This window comes from Pseudomonas sp. Pc102 (assembly GCF_018408275.1).
Taxonomy (GTDB): Bacteria; Pseudomonadota; Gammaproteobacteria; order Pseudomonadales; family Pseudomonadaceae; genus Metapseudomonas; species Metapseudomonas tohonis.
The window spans coordinates 4,311,719-4,328,582 of sequence record NZ_AP021905.1; the positions used below are offsets into that span (position 1 = coordinate 4,311,719).

General features: G+C 66.0%; 15 protein-coding genes and 1 pseudogene. All 16 read right to left on the bottom strand.

Going from position 1 to position 16,864, the window contains the following annotated elements; translation table 11 throughout:
* Positions 1 to 181: 181 nt before the first annotated feature.
* Positions 182 to 1,524: pseudogene (locus tag PHLH3_RS19635) on the bottom strand (flagellar hook-length control protein FliK).
* An 84-nt stretch (positions 1,525 to 1,608) separates the two neighbouring features.
* Positions 1,609 to 1,962, bottom strand: a complete 354-nt coding sequence (locus tag PHLH3_RS19640) for an Hpt domain-containing protein (RefSeq protein WP_111260883.1) — start codon at positions 1,960 to 1,962, stop codon at positions 1,609 to 1,611.
* 31 nt (positions 1,963 to 1,993) lie between these two features.
* Positions 1,994 to 3,691, bottom strand: a complete 1,698-nt coding sequence (locus PHLH3_RS19645; RefSeq protein WP_213625454.1) for a fused response regulator/phosphatase — start codon at positions 3,689 to 3,691, stop codon at positions 1,994 to 1,996.
* Positions 3,692 to 3,698: 7 nt separating this feature from the next.
* A complete protein-coding gene (locus tag PHLH3_RS19650; protein WP_111260885.1) occupies positions 3,699 to 4,004 on the bottom strand; it encodes an STAS domain-containing protein in 306 nt (101 codons plus the stop codon).
* A 72-nt stretch (positions 4,005 to 4,076) separates the two neighbouring features.
* Positions 4,077 to 4,526: a flagellar export protein FliJ gene (gene fliJ, locus PHLH3_RS19655; RefSeq protein WP_213625455.1), complete on the bottom strand. Its 450-nt coding sequence runs from the start codon at positions 4,524 to 4,526 to the stop codon at positions 4,077 to 4,079.
* A gap of 6 nt (positions 4,527 to 4,532) precedes the next feature.
* Complete coding sequence (gene fliI / locus PHLH3_RS19660) at positions 4,533 to 5,891, bottom strand: flagellar protein export ATPase FliI (protein WP_213625456.1); 1,359 nt, start codon at positions 5,889 to 5,891, stop codon at positions 4,533 to 4,535.
* The gene (fliH, locus tag PHLH3_RS19665; RefSeq protein WP_213625457.1) at positions 5,881 to 6,705 is read right to left on the bottom strand and encodes a flagellar assembly protein FliH; all 825 of its coding nucleotides are present in this window, start codon (positions 6,703 to 6,705) and stop codon (positions 5,881 to 5,883) included. Before fliH ends, fliI begins: the two co-directional genes overlap by 11 nt.
* 10 nt (positions 6,706 to 6,715) lie before the next feature.
* Positions 6,716 to 7,732 (bottom strand): flagellar motor switch protein FliG, encoded by a 1,017-nt coding sequence (gene fliG, locus PHLH3_RS19670; RefSeq protein ID WP_111260889.1) that lies wholly within the window; start codon positions 7,730 to 7,732, stop codon positions 6,716 to 6,718.
* Positions 7,725 to 9,518: a flagellar basal-body MS-ring/collar protein FliF gene (fliF, locus tag PHLH3_RS19675; protein WP_173177782.1), complete on the bottom strand. Its 1,794-nt coding sequence runs from the start codon at positions 9,516 to 9,518 to the stop codon at positions 7,725 to 7,727. Before fliF ends, fliG begins: the two co-directional genes overlap by 8 nt.
* A gap of 15 nt (positions 9,519 to 9,533) precedes the next feature.
* Positions 9,534 to 9,866 carry a flagellar hook-basal body complex protein FliE gene (gene fliE / locus PHLH3_RS19680; RefSeq protein ID WP_173177780.1) on the bottom strand — a complete coding sequence of 111 codons (333 nt, stop codon included), beginning with the start codon at positions 9,864 to 9,866 and terminating at the stop codon, positions 9,534 to 9,536.
* A gap of 214 nt (positions 9,867 to 10,080) precedes the next feature.
* Complete coding sequence (gene fleR / locus PHLH3_RS19685) at positions 10,081 to 11,505, bottom strand: sigma-54-dependent response regulator transcription factor FleR (protein ID WP_213625458.1); 1,425 nt, start codon at positions 11,503 to 11,505, stop codon at positions 10,081 to 10,083.
* A 4-nt stretch (positions 11,506 to 11,509) separates the two neighbouring features.
* Entirely contained in the window at positions 11,510 to 12,724 is a 1,215-nt protein-coding gene (locus tag PHLH3_RS19690) for an ATP-binding protein (RefSeq protein ID WP_213625459.1), read from the bottom strand.
* Positions 12,725 to 12,833: 109 nt separating this feature from the next.
* The gene (locus tag PHLH3_RS19695; RefSeq protein ID WP_111260895.1) at positions 12,834 to 14,306 is read right to left on the bottom strand and encodes a sigma-54 dependent transcriptional regulator; all 1,473 of its coding nucleotides are present in this window, start codon (positions 14,304 to 14,306) and stop codon (positions 12,834 to 12,836) included.
* A 223-nt stretch (positions 14,307 to 14,529) separates the two neighbouring features.
* Positions 14,530 to 14,829 (bottom strand): flagellar protein FliT, encoded by a 300-nt coding sequence (locus PHLH3_RS19700; RefSeq protein WP_111260896.1) that lies wholly within the window; start codon positions 14,827 to 14,829, stop codon positions 14,530 to 14,532.
* Positions 14,830 to 14,843: 14 nt separating this feature from the next.
* Positions 14,844 to 15,224: a flagellar export chaperone FliS gene (fliS, locus tag PHLH3_RS19705; protein ID WP_173177772.1), complete on the bottom strand. Its 381-nt coding sequence runs from the start codon at positions 15,222 to 15,224 to the stop codon at positions 14,844 to 14,846.
* Between the two features lie 127 nt (positions 15,225 to 15,351).
* Positions 15,352 to 16,803 carry a flagellar filament capping protein FliD gene (gene fliD / locus PHLH3_RS19710; protein ID WP_213625460.1) on the bottom strand — a complete coding sequence of 484 codons (1,452 nt, stop codon included), beginning with the start codon at positions 16,801 to 16,803 and terminating at the stop codon, positions 15,352 to 15,354.
* Positions 16,804 to 16,864 lie beyond the last annotated feature (61 nt).

Below are 16,864 nucleotides of genomic sequence, written 5' to 3' on the forward strand. Positions count from 1 at the left end.
TCGGGTTCACACCCGCATTCAATGGGTTGAGAGCAAGTGTTATGCCAGCTTCTCAACAAAACGCCGCAGCGGATATACCAGTGTCCTCGGCGCCTGTCACCCACGAAAAAGGCGCCCGGTGGCTTTTCGTTCAGCCACCGGGCGCCTTCAGTCTAGAACATGGCGATTGCCGGGATACGGATCAGGCGTAGTAGTCCACCAGGCCGCGCCCACTGCTTGCCGTGGGGCTGCGGATCTCGCTGATGCCGACGGCGATCTCCTCATCGCCGCCCCCACCCAGGTGCGAGGTGCCGCCATTGCCCCGGCCGCCGCCACCGTCGTTGCTCTGCTGGCCCTGCCAGCCACGGTTCAGCGACTGGTCGGAGACGTTGACATCCAACTGGTTCATGCCCTGCTGCGAGAACATGTCGCGCAGCCGGTGCATCTGCCCTTCCAGTGCGTCGCGCACCCCGGCGTTGGGGCTGGCGAAGGTCACCTGGGTCTGGTCCTGGTTCATGTGGATGCGCACTTCCAGGCGCCCCAGTTCCTGCGGGTCAAGCTGGATCTCCGCCGACTTGAGGTTCTGGCTGGACAGCCACATGACCCGGTCGACCACCGCCTCGCTCCACCCCCCTGGTTCATCGCCACCGGCTGGCCGGGGACCAGCGCGGGTGTGCGCTGGGCCATGGCCGACTGCTGGCTGATGGCCTGGCCGAGGGCGTTGAGGCGGCTGTCGAGGACTTCACTGCGGATTTCCGACTTGCTCTCGCCCAGGCCCTGGGTCAGTTGCTCGGAGAGTTCGGCCACCGGCAGCTCGACATCCACCGGGGCCTCGGTCGTCTCCGCCGGCTTGTCGGAGAACGCGGCCATGGCGCTGGCGAAACTCTGCCCGGCACTGGCCGAGTTCTGCGTGGTGACGGTGGTGGTGGTGGCGACCTGGACCTGGTCGCCCTCGCCGGTGGCCTGCAGGCCGACCTGCATGCCGGCGAAGCCCTGCAGCGGGTCCGCCTGCGCGTCGACCTCCAGGGTGGAGGTGCCGGGGGTGGTCGCGGCGACGCCGGGCAGCCCGGTGGGCAGCGTGATTTCCGGCGCCGGTGGCTCGACCACCGGCGGTGCGATCTGGCCGCTCATGGCCATCAGCAGCAGCGGGTCGATCACCGGGTCCTCGGGCTGGGTGCCGTCGCTGGCGGTGACGGTGTCGTCGCCGGCATCGCTCCCCCCCCCGCTTCCCTTTCCGCTGTCGCGGTCGGCCGGCAAGTCGTTGCCGCTATCGGCAACCGTCGACGGCTTGCCGGTGCTGTCGTTGGCCGGCCGATCCGCCGAATCGTCCGCCTTGCGGGTGTCATCGGGCTTGTCGCGGGCGGGCTTGGCCGCCGGCTCGTTTCGTTCTACAGGCTTGGCCTGCTGCTCCTTCGCATACACCTGGGCAAAGCTGGGAGCCGCATTCCTGCTGGGCTCCGGGGCTTTCACCTGGGCTTTTGCCGCCTGCACTTTCGGCTTCACATCAGGGCTGGCCTGCAGAAGCATATCGGTGGCAACGGGCATGGGCACTCTCCGCTGAGGGGTTGGTTCGTGCCAGGGGTTTTGCAAGGGGCGGGCCAAGTTCCAGCCGCGCAGGGAAACGGTGCTTCAGAAGCTGTGGCGCTGGCGCTCGGAGCGGAACAGGATGCGCACGATGGCGAACTCGCGCTCGATGCGCTCGACCAGGTCCGGCGCATCTTCCAGGCGCTCGCGGCGAGCGCTCTCCTCCAGCTGCTTGCACAGGCTCGCCAGCAACGGCGCGCCCATGTTGCTGCAACTGCCCTTGAAACTGTGCGCGGCAAGGCGCAAGGCCTGTGCGTCCTGCTGGTCGCAGGCCTGGTGGAGCAGGCGCACGCGCTCTTCCGAGTCGACCAGGAAGGTGTCCAGCAACACCGGGTACTCGTCTTCCATGACTTCCTGCAAAGCGGCCAGTACGCCATTGTCGATATGCAGATCGGACAACCGGATCACTCCTTGAACGACACGATGGGAATCAGGATGGGCGCGGCCAGACGAACTCCACGCGGATGCCCTTGCCATCCTCCGGCAAGTCGCAGCGCGCGGCAAGCTGTCTGACCAGGGTCAGGCCACGGCCGCTGAGGCGGGAAGTATCCGCTGTGCGCGCCAACACCGCACGCGCATCGAAGCCCTTGCCGCTGTCCTCGACCCGCATCGATAGGCGGCCACCCTCCTCGCCCTCGGGAAGCAGTTCGAGGTGGACGCGCACATGGCCGTCCTCCAGGCATGCAAGGCGCAAGGCACGCTCGCGATAGTACTCGGCGAACCCGCGCGCATCGCGCTTGAGCGATGAGTCCAGGCCCAGCACGCCGTGCTCCAGTGCGTTGGAGTAGAGCTCGGCGAGCACAGTGTAGAGCGCCCCGCCCTGGTCGCGCAGGCCCTGCACCTCCAGCAGCAGTTGCAGGAGTAGCGGCAGGGGGTTGAAGCGCTTGAGGGTCTGGGCGCGGAACTCGAAGCAGGCGGACCAGTCCAGCGGGCTCAGTTGGCCGCTGTCGGTGAAGGCCAGTTGCGGACGCTGCTGGAGGTCCTCGACGAGCGACACCTCGATCATGCTGACGTCGTCCTGCGCCTCGCCACGGAATGCGGCCAGGGTGCGCTGGATCTCGTCGAACAGCTGCTCGGGGCGGGTGTTGCCGGCGAACACCTGCTGCAGGCGTTCGTCACCGAACAGCTCGCCGGCTTCGTTGCGGGTCTCCAGCACGCCGTCGGACCAGAGGAACACGCGATCACCGACTTCTATCGGGTAGACCTCGTACTTGGCATCGAACACCGCGGGGTCGAGCACCCCGAGCGGCAGGTGCCGCGACACCAGCGGTACCACCGGGCTGCCGTCGGCACAGCGCAGGTAACCGTCGGGCAGGCCACCGTTCCACACCTCCAGCACGCGGCGCTGGAAGCTGAGGTTGAGCAGGGTCGCACAGCAAAACACTCCCACCGGCAGGATGCGCTTCAGCTTGGCGTTCATCTCTCGGAGGATGTCGGCCATGGCGTAGCCCTTGGCAGTCATCCCATAGAACACCTCGGCCAGCGGCATTGCGCCGATGGCAGCCGGCAAGCCATGGCCGGTGAAGTCGCCAAGCAGCACGTGCATGCCGCCTGAGGGCTTGAACGCAGCCAGCAGGAGGTCGCCGTTGAACAGCGCGTAGGGCGATTGCAGGTAGCGGATGTTGGAGGCGTTGAGGCAGCCGGAGTGGGCCACCTTGTCGAACACCGCCTTGGCCACACGCTGCTCGGTGAGCAAGTGCTCGTTGTGCTTGGCGATCAGGTCGCGCTGGTGCAGGACCGTCTCCTGCAGGCGGCGCAGGCGATCCATGGCCTTGATCTTGGCTTCGAGGATGACGCGGTTGTAGGGCTTGGCGAGAAAATCGTCACCACCGGCTTCCAGGCAGCGCACGAGGGCTTCGTTCTCGGTCAGCGAGGTGAGGAAGATGATCGGCACCAGCTCCTCGCCAGCCAGTTGCTTGATCCGGCGCGCGGCCTCGAAGCCGTCCATGACCGGCATCAGGGCATCCATCAGGACCATGTCCGGCCGCTCCTGCTCGAACAGCGCCACCGCTTCCAGGCCATTGGCCGCCGTCAGGGCACGGTGGCCCTGGCGGTTGACGATGGTGGAGAGCAGCATGCGGTCGGCTGCGTTGTCCTCGGCGATGAGGATCGACAGGCGGGCCGACATGGCGGTTTCAGGCAATCTGGAACAGCTGTTCGAAGTTGGAGATGGCGAGGATCTTGCGGACGTCGGGGTTGCAGTTGACCAGGCGGATCTGCGCGCTGTCGCCGCCTGCGTGGTCACGCAGCAGGAGCAGCATGCCCAGGGCCGAGCTGTCGAGGTAGGTGGTGCCCTTGAGGTCCACCACGTAGCGCGTGGGGTGGATGCTCACGCGCTCGTAGGCGTCGCGAAATTCCTGGTGGGCCCCGAAATCGAAACGTCCCTGGATGACGATGGTCAACTCTTGCCCGTCGCTCGAAGGCAGCGAGGTGATGGCCATGCAAGACTCCTTGATCAGATGAAAACGCGTGCTGAAGATTTAGCACCCGCCTGGAGCCTCGGCAACCGCGATTTAGCGTTCCTCACGCCCGATGAGGCGTTGCGAGAGCTCGTCGAGCAGCTTCTGCTCGCGCTTGTCCTGGATCGCCCGCGCTTCGTCGATGTAGCGCTGCACCAGTTTCTTCAGGCCTTCCAGGCGTGCGTAGCGCTGCTGCCAGGCCTCACGCGCCTTCACCAGGTTCTCGCGGTGCCAGGCCACGCTCTGGGTCTGCTGGGCGACGGCCGTTTCCAATTGCGAGAGAAAGCGCTGGTAGTTGGTCAGCCACTGGCCGGAGACGCCCTTGCTGCCCTGGGTGATCCACTGCTGCTGGTAGTCGGACCGAAAACGCTCGAGATCGCCGAGCTTGCCTTCGGCCTGGCCGAGCAGGCCCTGGCAGTGGCCGACCTGGCGGGCGGCGTCGCGTTCGGCTTTCTGCGCCATTTCCACGACGGGGGCCAGGCGCGCGGCGCGGTCACGGGCCATGGATCATCAGCCCGCGTTGCCGGTGTTCAATACCGCTGCCAGGCGCTCGACACTCTGCGCCAGCGGCTCGCTTTCGTTGAGCCCCTGGTGGAGGTAGCGGGCCATGGCCGGTTGCCGGGCGATGGCCAGGTCGGTGTCGGCGTCTCCACCGGCGACATAGGCCCCGACGCTGATCAGGTCGCGGCTCTGCTGGTAGCGCGACCAAAGTTGCTTGAAGCGCTGGGCCAGCTTCATGTGCTCCGGGCTGACCACCTGGGGCATGACCCGGCTGATCGACGCCTCGATATCGATGGCGGGATAGTGCCCCTCCTCCGCCAGGCGTCGTGACAGCACGAAGTGACCATCGAGCACGCCACGTGCAGCGTCGGCGATGGGGTCCTGCTGGTCGTCGCCCTCGGAAAGCACGGTGTAGAAGGCGGTGATGGAACCCCCGCCCTTCTCGCCATTGCCGGCACGCTCCACCAACTTGGGCAGCTTGGCGAACACCGATGGCGGGTAGCCCTTGGTCGCCGGGGGCTCGCCGATGGCCAGGGCGATCTCGCGCTGGGCCTGGGCGAAGCGGGTCAGCGAATCCATCAGCAGCAGGACGTTCTTGCCCTTGTCGCGGAAGTACTCGGCGATGCGCGTGCAGTACATGGCGGCGCGCATGCGCATCAGCGGGGCGTCGTCCGCAGGTGATGCGACCACCACGGAGCGCTTGATGCCCTCCTCGCCGAGGATGTGCTCGATGAATTCCTTGACCTCGCGGCCCCGCTCGCCGATCAGGCCGACCACGATGATCTCCGCCTCGGTGAAGCGGGTCATCATGCCCAGCAGCACCGACTTGCCGACACCGGTGCCGGCGAACAGGCCGAGGCGCTGGCCCCGGCCCACGGTGAGCAGGCCGTTGATGGAGCGGATGCCGACGTCCAGCGGCACGGAAATGGGGTCGCGGTTGAGCGGGTTGATCACCGGGCCGTCCATCGCCACCCAGTCCTCGGCCTTCATCCCGCCCTTGCCGTCCAGGGCGCGACCGGCGCCATCGAGCACGCGACCGAGCATGGACATGCCCATGGGCAGGCGGCCGGTATCGGGCAGCGGCACCACGCGCGCGCCAGGGGCGATGCCGGCGAGGCTGCCCACGGGCATCAGGTAGATCTTGTTGCCGGAAAAGCCCATCACCTCGCCTTCGACCTGCACCGGGTGGTAGCTGTCGTCGTTGATCACCAGGCAGCGGCTGCCGATCGCGGCGCGCAGGCCCTCGGCCTCGAGGGTGAGGCCGACCATGCGCAGCAGGCGCCCTTCCACCACCGGCTGGGTGGGCAGCCGTACGGCATCGGCGTAGCCGCCGAGGCGCTTGGCGAAGCTGGTGCGTTCAAGACGCATGGGGCGGTTCCGGGGAACTCAGGTCGATGGCGATGTCGGCAGCCGGCGGGTGGACCTTCTGCTCGCGCTGCTGGTCGAAGAGCTGCTTGAGCGCCTGGCTCATGCGCGTCTCGATACTGGCGTCGACGCGGCTGTGCTCGGTCTCGATGCGGCAGCCACCGGGCAGCAGCGTCTCGTCCTCGAGGATGCGCCAGGTCTCTTCGTGGCGCTCGCGCAGTGCCTTGACCAGCTCGAAGTCCTGCGGGTTTATGTGGATGCGCAAGTTGCTGGCGCCCATGGGCAACAGTTTCAGGGCCTCACGCAGGATCTGGCGGATCTGGCTGGAGTCCATCGCCAGCTCGCGCTGGATGATCTGCCGGGTCATCTGACCGATCAGGTGCACCATGGCCTCTTCCAGTTGCTGGTCCTGTTCGGCGATGGGTGCCATGAGCTGGCCCATGAGGCTTTCCAGGGACTCCAGGCGCGCGTTGGTGGCCACCTCGGCCTCCTGCCGCGCCTTGATCTGGCCGGCGTGGAAACCGTCCTTCTCGCCGGTGGCGAAACCCTCGTTGTAGGCATCCTGGCGGATCGCCTCCAGCTCATCGAGCGTCAGCGGCTTGACGGCCTCGGGCTCGACCTCCTCGATCGCCTGGGGCGCTTCCATCGTCGGGAGGGATTCGGCAGCGGCCGGTTCGTCCGGCTGCCGGACGGGCTCGACCGGCTCCTCGGCCACATCGGCGGGCCCCTCGGGGTCGAAGCTGGGCAGGGACCAGCGGTCGAAGGCGCTCACGTCCTTGGCGCGGATCAGCTCGCTCTGCGCTTCCTTGGTAGCCATCGGGCGGGCCTCAGATCATTTCTTCGCCGCCCTTGCCGCCGAGCACGATTTCTCCGGCTTCGGCCATGCGACGGGCGATGGTGAGGATTTCCTTCTGCGCGGTCTCGACGTCGCTGACGCGGACCGGGCCCTTGGCCTCGAGGTCGTCGCGCAGCAGCTCGGCCGCTCGCTTGGACATGTTCTTGAAGACCTTCTCCTTGATCGCCTCGTCCGACCCCTTGAGGGCCAGCACCAGCACATCGGAGGACACCTCGCGCATCAGCGCCTGGATGCCGCGGTCGTCGACGTCGGCCAGGTTGTCGAAGACGAACATCAGATCCTCGATCTGGCTGGACAGGTCCTCGTCCACCTCGCGGATGGAGTCCATGAGCTGGCCCTCAACCGAGCTGTCGAGGAAGTTCATGATGTCCGCCGCGCGCTTCACGCCACCCATGGTGGTGCGGGTGGAACTGGCGTTGCCGGCGAACTGCTTCTCGAGGATCAGGTTGAGTTCCTTGAGCGCGGAAGGCTGCACGGTGTTCAGCGAGGAGACGCGCAGGATGATGTCCAGGCGCACCTTGTGGTCGAAATGGCTGAGCACCTCGCCGGCCTGGTCCGGATCGAGGTAGGCGACCACGATGGCCTGGATCTGCGGGTGCTCATAGCGGATGACGTCGGCCACGGCGCGCGGCTCCATCCACTTCAGGCTATCCAGGCCACTGGTGCTGCCGCCCAGGAGGATGCGGTCGATCAGGTTGTTGGCCTTGTCCTCGCCCAGGGCCTGGGTGAGCATCTTGCGGATGTAGCCGTCGGCGCCGACGCCCAGGCTGGTCTGGTCGCCGACGATCTCGACGAACTCGCCCATCACCTGCTCGACCTGCTCGCGATGCACGTTGCGCATCTGCGCCATCGCCACGCCGACCTTCTGCACTTCCTTCGGGCCCATGTGGCGCAGCACCTGCGCGGCATCGGTCTCGCCGAGGGAAAGGAGCAGAATGGCGGCCTTGTCCACCTTGGTCAGCTTGACCGGGGCGCGGTTATCACTCATCGGCGTTGATCCACTCTTTGACTACCAGGGCCACGCGACCCGGGTCTTCGGCTACCAGGCTCTTGATCGCGTTCAGTTGTGCATCATACCCCTCGCTCGGGCTCGGCAGCAGGATGCTTTGCGGCCCGCCGAGGCTCACCCGATCATCGGACAGCTCGCCGGACAGCCCACCCATTTCGCCCAGCTCGACGTCGCCGTCGCGACCGCCGCCGACCAGGTCCTTGCCCTTGCCGCCGCCGGAGATGTTGTTGAGCACCGGACGCAGCACGAACCACACCAGGATCAGGATCAGCAGCGCCGGGAACAGCTGCTTCAGGCCCGAGGTCAGCATCTGGAACCAGACCTGCTCGTACCACGGCAGTTCGATCACCTCGTCGCCACCGCCGACGAACGGGGTGTTGATCACGCTGACGCTGTCGCCACGGCTGGCATCGAAGCCCACGGCATCCTGCACCAGGCGGGTGAAGCGGGCGATCTCGTCGGCCGTCCAGGGCACATGGGTGGTCTCGCCCTGGGCGTTGACCTTGATCTGGTCGTCGAGCACCACGGCGACGGAAAGCCGGCGCAGGCGACCCTGCTGCTGCTTGGTATAGCTGATGGAACGGTCCAGCTCGAAGTTGCGCGTGGTCTGGTCGCGCTTGTCGGTCGGGTACGGCGCCAGCATCGGCTTGCCGGTGGCCTGGTCGATGATCTGCTGGCCGTTGTCGTCGAGGATCGGCTGGCCGGGCGCCACGGCCGGTGCGGCAGCGGCCGGAGCCGCCTGCTGCGGGGCAGTGGCCGGGCCCGGGGGCTGGTTGGACAGCGCGCCGGGAACGCCCTGCGGACCGGAGGCGGCCTGGCGCTCCTCGTTGAGCTTCTGCTCGCTGCGCAGCGCGGGCTGGTCCGGGTTGAACATTTCGGCGGTTGACTCCACCGCGCTGAAGTCGACGTCCGCGGAGACCTCGGCCTTGTAGCGGCCATTGCCCAGCACCGGCTGCAGGATGCTGTGCACACGCTGGGTGAACAGGCCTTCCATGCGGCGCGTGTAGTCGTACTGCTTGCCTGCCATGGACAGCTCGGAAAGCTCCTGCTGGTCGGACAGCAGCGTGCCCTTCTGGTCCACGACCGTGACCTGGCCCTTGTCCAGTTCCGGCACGCTGGTGGCGACCAGGTTGACGATCGCCATCACCTGGCTCGGCTCCAGGGAACGACCCGGGTACAGCTCGACCAGCACCGAGGCGCTGGGCTTGCGCTCGTCGCGTACGAACACCGAGCTCTTGGGAATGGCCAGGTGCACGCGAGCGCCCTTGACGTTGTTCAGGCTGGAGATGGTGCGTGCGAGCTCGCCTTCCAGGCCGCGACGGTAGCGGGTCGCTTCCATGAACTGGCTAGTGCCGAGACCCTGCTCCTGGTCGAGGATCTCGTAGCCGACGTTGCCATCGTTCGGCGCGATGCCGGCACCGGCGAGCTTGATGCGAGCACGGGCGACGTCGTCGGCCTTGACCAGCAGGGCGCCGGAATTGGGTTCGATCTTGTAGGGGATGTCGGCGCCGTTCAGGGCCTCCATCACCTGGTTGGCGTCCATGCCGCTGAGGCTGCCGTACAGCGGGCGGTAGTCCGGCTGTTGCGACCAGAGCACCACGGCGAAACCGATCGCCACGCTGGCGGCGAGACCGACCAGCAGGCCGATCTGGCGCAGCATGCTCATCTGCGACAGGTTTTCCAGGAATGCCAGCCCGAACAGGGGCTTCTTCTCGCCTTGCTCGCCCGCCTGGGCCGGGACGTTAGCGGTTGCCGCGTCTGCCATTTCTCAACCCTGCCCTTAAACCGGCATCTGCATGATGTCTTGATACGCCTGGACCAGCTTGTTGCGGACCTGGGTCATGGCCTGGAAGGACACGCTGGCCTTTTGCGAGGCGATCATCACGTCGGTGATGTCGACGCCGCTCTGCCCCATCTCGAAAGCGGTGGCGAGCTGGCTGGACGCCTGCTGGGTTTCGTTCACCTTGTTGACGGCCTGGCCGAGCATGTCGGAAAAGCTCGGCGCGTTGACCTCGGGCGTAGCGCTGGCCACGGGCTTGGTACGGGCCATGGCCTCCATCTGCATGGAGCGCATTTCCAACATCAGGCGATTGAATTCGACACCCTGGCTCATCACATTCCTCCGCGACCGCAATTTTTTGACACTGGAGCGGTCTTTGCGGGGGAGGTTGCAACAAGGGTGCCAAGGTGAGAGGAAGAAGCTTCAAGCGACAAGCGGCAAGCTTCAAGTAGTAGGCACGGGCAGGCCTACCCAGGCTGGGTAGGCCGGATTTCTTGCGGCTTGCGGCTTGCGGCTTATAGCTCAAGCGCTAGCGCGCGCTCCAGCGTCAGCTGGCATACAGATACGCCTCCACATCCATGCCCGCATCGCGCATCTGCGCGAGCTTGTAGCGCAGGGTGCGCGGGCTGATGCCCAGGCGTTCGGCGGCTTCCTTGCGGCGGCCGCGCTCGGAACGCAGGGTGTCGATGATCATCTGGAATTCGTGTCGACGCAGGTCCTCGCCCAACGCGCCCGCGGCGTCCGCAGAGGGCGCGGCAGGGCTGGCGGGCAGGCCGACCGGCGCCGGGACGACGGCCGCAACCGGGCTCAGGGGTACCGATACCGGTGCGACGGCCATGCCGATGGGCGCGGTGAGGCACAGGTCATGGGGCTGGATCAGGCCGCCCTGCTGCAGGATGAGCGCACGCTGGATGGCGTTGTCCAGCTCGCGGACGTTACCCGGCCAGGGGTGGCTGACCAGCGCCTGGCGCGCCTCGGCGGAGAAGCGCACCGGGGCGTGGTTCATTTTCTTGACGTGCTTGCCCAGCAGGCGCTCGGCCAGGGGCAGGATGTCCGCCGGACGCTCGCGCAACGCGCGCCAGGCCAGGGGGAAGACCGAGAGCCGGTAGTAGAGATCCTCGCGGAAGCGCCCCGCCGCCACTTCGCCGGCAAGGTCGCGGTTGGTGGTGGCGAGCACGCGGATGTCCAGTTCGATGGGCTTGCGCGCACCGACCCGCTCCACCTCACGCTCCTGCAGTACGCGCAGCAGCTTGGCCTGCAGGCCCAGGGGCATCTCGGAAATCTCGTCGAGGAGGATGGTGCCGCCATCGGCCAGTTCGAACTTGCCGGGCTGGGCGGCGATGGCGCCGGTGAAGGCCCCCTTCTCGTGGCCGAACAGGGTCGCCTCGAGCATGTTGTCGGGGATCGCCGCGCAGTTGATCGCGATGAAGGGCTTGCTGGCACGCGGCGACTGCTGGTGGATGTAGCGGGCGAGCACTTCCTTGCCGGTGCCGGACTCACCGGAGATCAGCACGGTGGAGTCGCTACGGGCCACGCGGGCGGCCAGTTCCAGCAGCTGCAGGCTGGCCGGTTCCTGGGCCACGGGGCCCTCCCCTTCGCCGGCGCCGGCACGCCCCAGGGCATGGCGCTCGACCAATTCCAGCAGTGCGCGCGGCTCGAAGGGCTTGACCAGGTAATCGGCGGCGCCCTGGCGGATCGCATCGACCGCGCGCTCGACGGCGCCATAGGCGGTCATCAGCAGCACCGGCAGTTGCGGGTAGCGGGTACGCACCAGCGCGAGCAGCTGGTGGCCATCCATGCCGGGCATGTTGACGTCGCTGATCATCATGCCGAAAGGCTCCTCGCCAAGCGCCACCAGGGCGGCCTCGGCGCAATCCGCTTCGCGGAAGTCGTAGCCGCCGAGCATCAGGGTGTCGGCAAGCGCTTCGCGCAGGGCACGGTCGTCTTCGACCAACAGAACTTTGACGGTCATGGGGTTACTCCTGAATTACCGGCTGTGCCGTGCCAAGCAGCGGCAGGACCAGGGTGGCGCAGGTGCCACGACCCGGGCGGGAGCTGAGCAGCAACTCACCCTGGTGCGCACGCGCCACCGCCTTGACCACCGCGAGGCCGAGGCCCGTTCCGGTGGTCTTGGTGGTGAAGAAGGGTTCGCCCAGGCGAGCCAGGGTGGCGGCGTCCATGCCCGGGCCGTTGTCACTGATGCACAGGCGCAGCGTGCCGCTCCGGCTGTACAGGTGGATCTTCAGGCGCACATCGCGGCCGGCGGCCTGGATGGCGTTTTCGATGAGGTTGAGCAGCGAGCCCACCAGGGTGTCGCGGTTGCACAGCAGTTCGCCGCCGCTGGCGTCGCACTGCCAGCGTACGGAGAGGCCACTGACATGGGATTCGGCGGCCGAGCGCAACGCGGCGAAGAGCATCACCGGCTTCAGGCGATCCGGCAGCGGCAGGTCGCCTCGGGCGAAGATCAGCATGTCGCGCACCTGGTGCTCCAGCTCGTGCAGCCGCTCCTTCAGGCGCCCGGCGAAACGCTGCTGCTGCTCCACCGGCAGTACCTGCTCGGTGAGATGGCTGGCATAGAGCAGCGCGGCGGAAAGCGGCGTACGGATCTGGTGGGCCAGGGAGGCGACCATGCGCCCCAGCGCGGAGAGGCGCTCGTGACGGGCCAGCTGGTCCTGCAGACGACGGGTTTCGGTGAGGTCGGCGAGCAACACCAGTTGCCCGGGCTCGCCGTTCAATGAACGGGTGGCGATGGACAGGCGGCGCCCGTCCTTCATGGATATCTCGTGGCCGTCGTCCTTGCGGGGGGCGAAGTTGCGGGCGATGACCTCGCGCCACAGCATCCCCACCAGCGGCTTGCCGAGCAGGCTGCGCGCCACGGGGTTGGCTTCCCGGACCACGCCCTGGCCGTCGATGACGATGACACCGCCGGGCAGCAGGTCGAGCAGGCTCTGCAGGCGCAGGGCCAGGCGTTCCTTCTCGGCGAGTTCCTGCATGCGCTGGGCGCTGACCAGGGCCAGCTGCCCCTTGAGCTCCGTCACCCGAGCTTCCAACAGGCTGTACGACTCGCTCAGCTGGTTGGACATCTGGTTGAACATGGCGAACGCCTGTTCGAGGCTGGCTCGGCCGGCCTCCTCCACGGGCGCCGCACTGGCGGACTCAGGTTTCTGCGATGGGCTGGCACTGGCGGTCATGATTCTCTCTCGCTCGGCAAACCGTCAGGAGACGGTCAGTCGAGAGAGACATAGCAATACCCGTGCCTAAAAAAATATCCTTTTAAAACAAAGAATTACGAAATCAGCGTCAATCTTCTGCCATTTCGTCGTCGCGACGGCTCATGCCGTACTTGCGCATCTTCTCCACCAGGGTGGTGCGGCGGATGCGCAGGCGCTCGGCGGCGCGGGCCACCACGCCAGCGGCGTCGTCCAGGGCCTGCTGGATCAGCCCCTGCTCGAGGTTGCCCAGGTAGTCCTTGAGGTCCAGGCCCTCGGGCGGCAGCATCGCCGGGCTGCTGACGCCAGGCAGGCCGGCACCGATGGCGGAGCGCTCCTCGAGCTCCTCGCGCAGGCTGGCGGCCAACTGCTCGTCCTCGTCATCCACGTGGCGGAATTTCTTCGGCAGTTCGGTCACGCCGATGACGCCGTAGGGATGCATGATCGCCATGCGCTCCACCAGGTTGGCCAGCTCGCGGACGTTGCCGGGCCAGTCGTGGTTGCACAGCGACATGATGGCGGCGGAGTTGAAACGGATGGAGCCACGCTTCTCGTGCTCCATGCGCGAGATCAGCTCGTTCATCAGCAGCGGGATGTCCTCGACGCGCTCGCGCAGCGGGGCCATCTCGATAGGGAACACGTTGAGGCGGTAGTAGAGGTCTTCGCGGAAGCCACCGGTCTCGATCATCTGCTCGAGGTTCTTGTGGGTGGCGGCGATGATGCGCACATCGACGTTCTGGGTCTTGTTGCTGCCCACGCGCTCGAAGGTGCGCTCCTGCAGCACGCGCAGCAGCTTGACCTGCATCGGCAGCGGCATGTCGCCGATCTCGTCGAGGAACAGGGTGCCGCCGTTGGCCAGTTCGAAACGCCCGGCTCGGCTGGTGATGGCGCCGGTGAAGGCGCCCTTCTCATGGCCGAACAGTTCGCTTTCCAGCAGCTCGGCAGGGATGGCGCCGCAGTTGACCGGAACGAAGGGCGCGTCGCGACGCTTGGAGTGGTAGTGCAGGTTGCGCGCCACCACTTCTTTGCCGGTGCCCGACTCACCCAGGATCAGCACGCTGGCGTCGGTGTCGGCCACCTGCTGCATCATCTGGCGCACCTGCTGGATGGCACGGCTGGTGCCCACCAGGCTGCGGAACAGATTCGGCTCGCGCTGGCGGCCGCGCTCGCGGGCCTGGTCGTACATCTCGCGGTAGACCTGGGCTCGGTGCAGGGAATCCAGCAGCTTGTTGTAGCTGGGTGGCATCTCGAGGCTGGCCAGCACGCGGCGGCGCACCTCGTCGGACCAGTCGGCCGGGACCACCTGGTCGATCAGCAGCACGGGCAGGAACTCGTCCCAGGTCGCCACCTGCTTGAGCAGCTCGGTGGTACCGCCCTTGGACTCGACATCCCCGAGCAGGACGCAGAGCACATCGCGCGTGGCGTTCAGCGCGCCGACGGCTTCACGCCAGTCGCGGCTGGCGCAGGCCAGGTGCTCTTCGCCGAGAAAGTTCAGAATGACCGCCAGATCACGGCGGCGATCGCTGTTGTCGTCAATCAGCAGAATCTTGGTTTCACGCCACATGCTTGTTCTGTTCTTTGCTCGAGGGCTGATGCCGCCTCTGCAGCGGCACAAGGGCAACCGGTGCCATCAGATTCCCGATGAGCGCCAGCAATTGGCCACTAGTAAAGTCAAAAAAGTGCCAAGAGTCAAATTTATGGCGTGCTTTTTTTGCGTCTGGCGACAGATAGCCTAAGAGGCTGAGGGTGCAGCGCCGATCACCTGTCGACGCCGCATCGGGAGGCTATCAACCGAACAGTTGATAGACCTTGGCGCCCTGGTTGGAACGGACGAGATTGCGGAGTTCGTCGGCGACCTGGTCGCGCTGCTGGGCACAGGCTTCGGTGAGACGACGGTAGACATCGATCAGCGCTTCCAGCTGGGCACGCAGGCCCTCTTCCATGTCGGCGCAATCGAGCATGGCGACATTCACCTGGTCGCGGCACTGGCGGTCGAGCTGGCTCACGATTTCCCAGTCCTGGCTCTCGAAGGCGGAGACCAGGGCCAGGCGGGTTTCTTCGATCTGCTGGAGCATGGCTTGGCTCATTTTCTTCTCCTAACTCAGGGCGCTATGGCATCCCAGCCGGACTTCACTTCACGCAGCAGGCCGGCAACCTCGGTGAGAACCGCAGGGTCGTTGGCTTTGTTGGCGTGGATGAGGCGCGCGATCATGTATTCGTACAGGCGATCGAGATTGGCCGCGACTTCGCCACCGCGAGTCGGGTCCAGTGCTTCGCGGAGGCCGCCGATGATACCGATGGATTTGCTGATCAGCTCGCCTTTCAGTGAGCCCTGGTCGCGCATCATCGCGCCCTGGGCCTGAGCCATGCGTTCAAGCCCACCTTCCATCAGCATCTGGATCAGGCGATGAGGGCTTGCATCAGAGACCTGAGCCTGAACATTCACCTGCTGATACTGCTTCATGGCCAACATCGCTCTCATCTCGCAACTCCTCGTGAACCAGTGTTTCTTCGATGTCCATAATATCGGCTGGTTTCACGGGAGCTTTAAGCCTCCTGCTGAGCTTTTTTCGTCATTAAGACGCGAGCTGACCAAACCTCGGGTTCGGTCAGTTCTTCTTGGTCAGGCCAGGCAGTGCGTCGAGCTGAGAGGTCAGGCTGTCGCTGGTGCCCTGCATCTGCGCCAGCAGGGAGTCGAGGGTGGTGAACTGCTTGTACAGGCGGGTCTGCAGTGCGGTCATGCGCAGGTCGAGGGCCTCCTGCTGCTTGTCGACCCCCTTGATGGTGTCGCGAAGCACCTTGCTGCGCTGCTCGATGACGCCGGTGGAGTCGGTGTAGGGCTTGGCCTGCTTGGTCATGCGGCTGGCCAGGCCGTTGTCACCGGTGAAGAAATCGGAGATGCCCTGGTAATCGGCGGCGATGGCCTTGTCCAGCTTGGTGGCGTCCAGGTCCAGGGTACCGTCCTGCTTGGTGGTGATACCCAGGCTGGCCAGGGCCTTGACGGAGCCTTCGCCACTGGGGGTGACCAGCTCGCTGCGCATCGAGGCGAGCAGGGAGCGTGCGGTGGAGTCGCCGGCCAGCGCCGCCACCACGGGGTTGCTGCCTTCCACGGTGGTCACCTTGGTCAGCGAACTGATGGTGCTCACCATCTTGTTGTACGCGGTGACGAAGTTCTGGACGTTGGTCTTAACCGCGCTGCTGTTCTGCGAGACGGTCAGGGTCAGCGGCTTGTTGGCCTCGGTCTCGGCGGTCAGGTTCAGGGTGACGCCATCGATGGCGGTGGTGACGGCGTTGGAGTCGCTCACCACGTTGAGGCCGTCCACCGTCAGCTTCGCACTCTGGGCGGTCGACAGGGTCTTGCCGGCCTTGGCCACGGCCGCGTCGTACTCGGCGGTGCTCGGGAAATCCGTCGGATTCAGGGTCGGACCGGGGAAGGTCAGCTTGCTCAGGTCGGTGTTGCTGCCCGAGGTGCTGGTGCCGGTCATGGTGATGTCTTTGCCATCGCCCATCTTGCTGCTGCTCAACACCAGGCGCGAACCCTGGTTGTCGGTGACGATGGTGGCGGTGATGCCCTTCGCCGCGCCCTGCTTGTTGATCGCATCACGGATGCCGGAAAGGGTGTTGTTGGTGCTGTCGACGGCAACGGTCAGCGCATCGTCGCCACCGATCTTGATGTCCAGCGAGCCTTCGTTGAACTTGGTGGTCGCGCCGGTACTGAATGCGGCGGACGCGATCTTGCTGCCGGCGGCCAGTTGGGTGACGTTGATCTTGTAGGTCCCGCCGATGGCGCTCTGGCTGGCCGTGGCGTTGAGCGCTGCGGTGTTGCTCGAGGTCGCGGTGCGCGACAGGAAGCTGGTGGGGCTGTTGAGCAGCGACATCGCCGTCTGGAAATCACTGACGGCGCTCCGAAGCGAGCCGAGGGCGGTGAGCTTGGTCGTGGACTTCGACTCGAGGGTATCGAGCTGGTTCTGCTTCGGCGCCCGGGCGTTGGCCACCAGCGCTTTCACAGTGGCATCGATATCGATGAGTCCAGATCCAACAGTACCGATGGTGGTAGCCATCTCACACCTCCGTCAAAAAAACGTCCCGAGTTCCCTTCGGGGAACGATCATGAGTTTGGCA

Excerpts from the sequence above, each read along its gene's own strand:
- PHLH3_RS19645 (WP_213625454.1), bottom strand. The coding sequence starts at position 3,691 with ATGTCGGCCCGCCTGTCGATCCTCATCGCCGAGGACAACGCAGCCGAC.
- PHLH3_RS19650 (WP_111260885.1), bottom strand. The coding sequence starts at position 4,004 with ATGGCCATCACCTCGCTGCCTTCGAGCGACGGGCAAGAGTTGACCATC.
- fliJ (WP_213625455.1), bottom strand. The coding sequence starts at position 4,526 with ATGGCCCGTGACCGCGCCGCGCGCCTGGCCCCCGTCGTGGAAATGGCG.
- fliI (WP_213625456.1), bottom strand. The coding sequence starts at position 5,891 with ATGCGTCTTGAACGCACCAGCTTCGCCAAGCGCCTCGGCGGCTACGCC.
- fliH (WP_213625457.1), bottom strand. The coding sequence starts at position 6,705 with ATGGCTACCAAGGAAGCGCAGAGCGAGCTGATCCGCGCCAAGGACGTG.
- fliG (WP_111260889.1), bottom strand. The coding sequence starts at position 7,732 with ATGAGTGATAACCGCGCCCCGGTCAAGCTGACCAAGGTGGACAAGGCC.
- fliF (WP_173177782.1), bottom strand. The coding sequence starts at position 9,518 with ATGGCAGACGCGGCAACCGCTAACGTCCCGGCCCAGGCGGGCGAGCAA.
- fliE (WP_173177780.1), bottom strand. The coding sequence starts at position 9,866 with ATGAGCCAGGGTGTCGAATTCAATCGCCTGATGTTGGAAATGCGCTCC.
- fleR (WP_213625458.1), bottom strand. The coding sequence starts at position 11,505 with ATGACCGTCAAAGTTCTGTTGGTCGAAGACGACCGTGCCCTGCGCGAA.
- PHLH3_RS19690 (WP_213625459.1), bottom strand. The coding sequence starts at position 12,724 with ATGACCGCCAGTGCCAGCCCATCGCAGAAACCTGAGTCCGCCAGTGCG.
- PHLH3_RS19695 (WP_111260895.1), bottom strand. The coding sequence starts at position 14,306 with ATGTGGCGTGAAACCAAGATTCTGCTGATTGACGACAACAGCGATCGC.
- PHLH3_RS19700 (WP_111260896.1), bottom strand. The coding sequence starts at position 14,829 with ATGAGCCAAGCCATGCTCCAGCAGATCGAAGAAACCCGCCTGGCCCTG.
- fliS (WP_173177772.1), bottom strand. The coding sequence starts at position 15,224 with ATGAGAGCGATGTTGGCCATGAAGCAGTATCAGCAGGTGAATGTTCAG.
- fliD (WP_213625460.1), bottom strand. The coding sequence starts at position 16,803 with ATGGCTACCACCATCGGTACTGTTGGATCTGGACTCATCGATATCGAT.